This is a genomic window from Micromonospora sp. RV43 (genome assembly GCF_001029515.1).
GTDB lineage: Bacteria > Actinomycetota > Actinomycetes > Mycobacteriales > Micromonosporaceae > Micromonospora > Micromonospora aurantiaca.
The window spans coordinates 1-5,105 of sequence record NZ_LEKG01000320.1 but is presented as its reverse complement, the minus strand read 5'-3'; the positions used below and the strand labels follow the sequence as shown (position 1 = coordinate 5,105).

Below are 5,105 nucleotides of genomic sequence, written 5' to 3'. Positions count from 1 at the left end.
CACCCCGGTCACAGTCGTCTTCGGCTCCCAGGCGGCCTTCCTCGTCGCCGTGACGCTCAGCCTCGCCGGGACCGCCACCGCCTGGTACGCGCTGCTCGCCCGCCGGCTGGTCCGCGCCCGGGCCGCCCGCGCTGTCACCGGCGGCGAGAACCCGCTGTGGAGCGGCGCGCTGAACGCCCCGGACGGGGTGAACCTGATGGCGAACACGTCGGTGCTCGGGCTGGGCGTGCCGCTCACCCCGGTCACAGTCGTCTTCGGCTCCCAGGCGGCCTTCCTCGTCGCCGTGACGCTCAGCCTCGCCGGGACCGCCACCGCCTGGTACGCGCTGCTCGCCCGCCGGCTGGTCCGCTCCCGGGCCGCCGCCGCGGTGGGCGGCCTGTTCTGCGGCTTCGCCCCGGGCATGGTGGCGCAGGCCGGTGCGCACCTGCACATGGCCGCCCAGTTCCTGGTGCCGGTGATCCTCGCGCTGGTGTTCCGCCCGGCCACCGACCGGGTCCGGCGCGACGGCGTGCTGCTCGGGCTCGCAGTCGCGTACCAGGTGTTCCTCGGCGAGGAGGTGCTGGTCTTCCTGGCGCTGGCCGCCGGGGTGTTCGCCGGGGCGTACGCGCTCGCCGACCGGGCCGCCGCGCGCCGGCTGACGCCCGTGGTGGCCCGGCGGCTGGGCGTCGGCGCGCTGGTGGCGGGTGTGCTGCTGGCGTACCCGCTGTGGTTCCAGTTCGCCGGGCCGGGCCACTACCGGGGGATGCCGTTCCACACCGAGGGCTACCGGCTGGACGTGGTCTCCTTCGTCACCACCGCCCGGCAGAGCGTCGCCGGGGACGCCCGCCGGGCCGGGCTGCTGTCACCGAACCCGACCGAGCAGAACTCGTTCCTCGGGCCGTTCCTGCCGCTGCTGGCCGTACTCGTGGTGGTGCGGCTGTGGCGGCGGCCGCTGGTGCGCGCGCTCGCCGCGTGCGGCCTGCTGTTCGCGCTGCTGTCGCTCGGTTCCCCGGTGGTGGTGAACCGGCACGACACCGGGCTGCCCGGCCCGTACCGCCTGCTCGCCGGCGTGCCGCTGCTGGACCTGGTGGTGCCGGCGCGGTTCGCGCTGGTCTGCGTACCGGTGCTCGGGGTGCTGCTCGCGCTGGCGCTGGACCGGGTCCGGCGCGGCGGCGTGCGCACCTGGGCGCCGTGGGCCGGTGCGGTCGCCGCCGCGCTGCTGCCGCTGGCGCCGACGCCGATCCGCGCGGTGCCGGTCCCGCCGGTCCCGGCCGTGGTGTCCGGCGGCGGCTGGCGGGAGTACGTGCCGGCGGGCCGGACGCTGGTGCCGGTGCCGCCGACCAGAACATGGCGGGGCTGACCGCCGCCCCGGTCACCNCGCGCCGGTGCCGCCGGTGACCGGGGCGGCGGTCAGCCCCGCCATGTTCTGGTCGGCGCGCACCGCGCTGGCGTTCGACGCGCCGGGCGGCTACTTCATCGGCCCGCGCTCGGCCACCGATCCGGCGGCCCGCTGGGGCGCGCCGGACCGGCCCACGTCGCTGCTGCTGCGCCGGGCCGCCGAGACCGGCCGGGTGCCGCCGGTCGGCGAGACGGAACGCCGGCAGGCGGTCGACGACCTGCGGCACTGGCGGGCGGCGGCACTCGTGCAGGCCGACTCGTCACCGGGCGACCCGGTCCGCGCCACAGTGGACGCGCTGGTCGGCCCCGGCCGGGACGTGCCCGGCGGGTACCTGTGGGACGTCCGCCCGCTCGTCGGCTGACCGGTACCGGGGGTCACACCCGGTCGCGGACGTCCCAGATCCACACGTCGTCGACCCGCTGCGGCGGGCCGAGCAACTCGGCCATCAGGTCGCGCAGCACCGCCTCGCGCGGGCCGGCCCCGAGCACCACCACCGACGCCCGCCAGAAGCGCAGGTCGTCCACGGCCTGGCGGCGGTTCTCCTCGGTGATCTCCGGCACCTCGTTGGCGTCCATGGTGGAGTAGATGAGCGTGCTGGTGGGGCGGTTCGGGGCGCCGAACACGCCCTCGCCGCGCTCGTTCGGGCCGATGAAGTAGCCGCCCGGGACCGGGAACTCCTGGCCGGTCAGCGCGCTCCAGCGCAGCGTGTGCAGCCCGTGCACGTTGCTGGGGATCGGCACCGGCACGAGCGTGCGGCCCTCCGGCACGTACGGCCGCCAGCCGCCCGCGGTGATGAAGTGCGGCGGCGGGTCGATCCGCTCGGCCGGCAGCGGACGCGGGATCAGCGGCACCACGGCGGCGGCGATGGCGACGAACCCGGCCAGGCGCAGCACCCGGCGGCGCGTGTCGCGCGCGGTCGTCCCGCCGTCGTCGTCCCCGCCGTCGTCGGCGCCGGAGCGGGGGGCGGGTACCGGCGGGCGGCCGGCACCGGCCAGCGTGTCCCACGCCAGGGCGAGCAGTACGCCCACGGCGGCCACCACGACCAGGCTCAACCGGGTGGGCATCATCATCTCGACGAGCGGCAGGTCGTCCGGCACGTACGCCCACGGCCCGTCGATGTCGGTCTCCACGCCGTTGAACCGCACGACCGGACCGATCGAGGCGATCGTGAAGACCACCACCAGCACGGCCAGGATCCGGGCCGGCACCGACCGGCGGACCAGCAGCACCAGCGCGGCGAGCGCCACCAGCACCAGCGGCCAGCCGAACCAGGTGTTCTGCTCGGTCAGCCCGATGGTCTTCTCCACCGCCTCGTCACCGGCGATCGTGTCCCGGGCGAACGTGACGAAGGCGACCAGGTCCTCACCCCAGTTGTGGAAGACGCCGCCCTGCAAGCCCCGGTAGGACTGCGGGCCGTTGAACTGGAACCAGATCGGGTACGCCGTCAGCAGCAGCGCCAGGCCGCCGCCGAGACCGAGCGCGGCCACGAACGACCCGGCCCGCTCGCGGGTCGCGCGGGGCCGCTGTACCGCGTACGTCACCACGACGACCAGGCAGGCCAGCGCGGTCAGCAGCAGCATCTCCTCGTTGATGAAGATCTGGTACGCGACCAGCAGCCCGAGCGCCAGCCCGTTGCGCCGCCAGCGGCCCGGCTCGCCCAGCCGCAGCACCCGGGCCACGATCAGCGGCAGCAGGAAGTTCGACACGAAGTTGGGCTGGCCGTTGGCGTGGTGCACGATGCCCGGCGCGAAACCGAGGAACGCGCCGCCGACGAACGCCGCGGCCCGGGAACGGACCAGGTGCCGGGACAGCACCCAGTACGACGTGGCGGCGGTCGCGGACAGCGCGGCGCCCAGGTAGAGCGCGTACATCACCTGCGGGCCGAGCAGCAGCGTCAGCGGCGCCAGCGGCAGCGTCACCCCGAGCAGCGAGGTGTTCGCCATCATGTTCACCCCGTCCGGCGCGTTCTGCCGGGTGGTGAACAGCGGGTTCTCCAGGTGCTGCACCGAGTACGCGCCATGGGCGAACAGCCACTCGAACCAGCTGTGGTCGGTGGGCAGGTGCGAGGAGACCCGGTGCTCGACGTCGCCCCAGTAGTTGAGGCAGACGAGAACGCCGAGGAGCACATAGGCTCCGATGGCCAGCACGTCGGCGCGGGCCGGCCGGCGACGGGCGCGGCGTGGCGGGTCGGCCACGACGGCGTCCGCCTCGACGGACGAGGGGTTCAACGAGGGGTCCACCACGGGCACGGCCACGACGCGCCATCGTACAGGCGGTTCGTCACACGGCCGGTCACGGTCGGGCGGCGGCTCGGCGCGCGGGAGAGGATGGTCGTGACCGTCATCGATCTGGGGGAGCTGCGCGACGACGCCCCGCCAGGCCCGGCGCCCCGCCCTCCGCGTGCCGTCGGACGGCCGTTCCGCCTTCTCGTGGTGCTGCTGGTGGCGCTGCTCACGCTCACCGCCGCGACGCCGCCGCGAGGCCCGGTCGAGTGGACGCTGCCCGGCGGGCTGGGATCGGGCGTGTTCGTCTCCGGCGACGTGGTGTACGTGGTGCGGCCGGACCGCGCAGGCGCCGGCGGCGGGCGGGAACTCCTCGCGTACCGGGGCGACCGGGAGCGGTGGCGCAGCCCGCTGCCCGGCGTGGGCACCGCCGTGTCGGTGTGGGAGCAGGACGACCGGGTGATCGTGGCCGGCCGGAGCGTCGACGACACGGACTGGCAGACGGTGACGTACGACGCGGCCACCGGTGCGGACGTCTGGCGCCGGCCCGGAATCGCGTTCGCTGTGGGCCGGGTGCTGCTGATGCAGTCGGCCACATCCGACACCAGTACGTCGATCATGGAGGTGGACCCGGCCGACGGCCGTACGGTGTGGACGGCGCCGATGACGGGCGCGCTGGGTTTCGACGTCGAACCGACCGGGCCGGTACGCATGGTGTTGTCCCCGGCGACCGGGCAGACGGTGGTCGTGGACGCGCGCACCGGCGCGCGGCTGGTGGCCCGCGATCTGGACCCGGTACGACGGCCCGGCCCGCGCCGGTTGCAGCTCGCCCGCGGACTGCTGCTGGAGTTCCGCGACGGCGACGGGGCCATCGAGGCGTACGACCTGGACACGCTCCGGCCGCGCTGGACCGTCGCGCGGAAGCTCGTCGGCCACGTCGAGAGCTGCGGCGCCCTGCTCTGCGCCGTCGGGCCAGCCGGCGGGATGACCGCGCTCGACCCGGCGACCGGCGCCGTGCGCTGGAGCGTGGACCGGTGGGCGAGCGTGGCGGCGGCGCGCGGCGGCCGGTTCCTCGTCGGTACCCCCGACACCGACGCCGACGGCGGCCTGGCGGTGCTCGACCAGGACGACGGACGGCTGATCGCCGACCTGCGCGGCTGGACCCTGGTTCCGCAGCACGAGTCGGGCGGCCCGCTGCTGGCGACACGGCCGCTGGGCGGCGGCCGCCGGCTCCTGGCCGAGGTGGGCCTGTCCGGCGATCCGCCCACGATCCGGGGCACGCTCACCGGCACCGACTGCACCACCGGCATGACGCTTCTGGTCTGCCGCCGGCCCGGCGGCGACTACCTGGTGCGGCGGCTGACGTGAGCCCGGTGATCGAGCTGGGGGAGATGCGGCACGGCGAGTCCGCCGACGACCCGGCCGACGCACCGCCCCGCCGGCCGCCGGGCCGTACGGCGCGGGTGGCAGTGCTCGGGTGTCTGGTGCTGCTCGTGGTCACAGCC

Annotated in this window: 3 protein-coding genes; 2 read left to right on the top strand and 1 reads right to left on the bottom strand. The window is 75.6% G+C overall.

Going from position 1 to position 5,105, the window contains the following annotated elements; all coding sequences use genetic code 11:
* Window positions 1-1,339: hypothetical protein (locus ABD52_RS36710; RefSeq protein WP_235437680.1), on the top strand; the 1,339-nt coding region annotated here is incomplete at its 5' end.
* 413 nt (window positions 1,340-1,752) lie between these two features.
* On the opposite strand, the gene ABD52_RS36705 is transcribed toward ABD52_RS36710, so the two are convergent.
* Window positions 1,753-3,606 carry a hypothetical protein gene (locus ABD52_RS36705; RefSeq protein WP_235437681.1) on the bottom strand — a complete coding sequence of 618 codons (1,854 nt, stop codon included), beginning with the start codon at window positions 3,604-3,606 and terminating at the stop codon, window positions 1,753-1,755.
* Between the two features lie 105 nt (window positions 3,607-3,711).
* Here ABD52_RS36705 and ABD52_RS36700 point away from each other — a divergent pair, with 105 nt between their 5' ends.
* Window positions 3,712-4,968 carry a PQQ-binding-like beta-propeller repeat protein gene (locus tag ABD52_RS36700; RefSeq protein WP_047894791.1) on the top strand — a complete coding sequence of 419 codons (1,257 nt, stop codon included), beginning with the start codon at window positions 3,712-3,714 and terminating at the stop codon, window positions 4,966-4,968.
* Window positions 4,969-5,105: the final 137 nt, after the last annotated feature.